Annotated in this window: 1 protein-coding gene; it reads right to left on the bottom strand. The window is 53.8% G+C overall.

Annotated elements, in window-relative coordinates; all coding sequences use genetic code 11:
- Positions 1-60: 60 nt before the first annotated feature.
- Positions 61-702, bottom strand: a 642-nt coding sequence (locus JIN85_RS20720; protein ID WP_200274440.1) for a hypothetical protein, incomplete at its 5' end; no start/stop codon positions are given.

The following is a 702-nucleotide window of genomic DNA, read 5'->3' on the forward strand; positions in this document are numbered from 1 at the left end:
CTCCAAACCACCTAAAAACACCCGACCTCAGCCACTCAAAAGAATCCCAAAAAACTCAATTTACGGTTGATCTTTCAACGCAGCATCTTGTTCGCTTCGTCTTTTGTTCTGGCGGCGACCAATCCACCTCCGAAATGCATCGAAAAGCGCACCTGGCCCTTCAGTCAGCCACCAGTAGGCCCCCAGTGGAATGCTGAGGTAGATCGTAAAGTTCTTCAGCACGGTCAACATCGACGGCATTGAGTGAGTCGTGACTATCTCAAGATAAACCCAATAGATCGCGTAGCTGAGGAGAACTGCAGTCATGGTGACAACTGGAATAGCGGCAATTCGTGGAAGTCGGAACACTCGACACAACACCGCCCCAAATGCTGACGCGGGGGCAAAGACACCCCACCCGAGAAAGCCGCATACCGCCAGCATGGCTATAATCCCAGCCGGAAACGCAAGCGGACCACCGATGCCCTGATTGGTGACGACCGCGATGGCCAGCAAGACGAAGTAGACAATCGTCCACCCGGTGCAGCCGACAATCATCGCGAACGCAACGAATAGGAAGTGCCGCGCGAGAAACGTAAGAGCTGGAAGCACGGCTTTCATTTTTTTGCGAACGTATAAGGCCATCTGCGGCGGGATGGAAGCATCAAAGTCAACTATCAGGCTGGTCGCCGTCGGATGTGCCGCCTTGTTCTGGATTGGCCG

It is taken from the genome of Luteolibacter pohnpeiensis, assembly GCF_016595435.1.
Taxonomy (GTDB): domain Bacteria; phylum Verrucomicrobiota; class Verrucomicrobiia; order Verrucomicrobiales; family Akkermansiaceae; genus Luteolibacter; species Luteolibacter pohnpeiensis.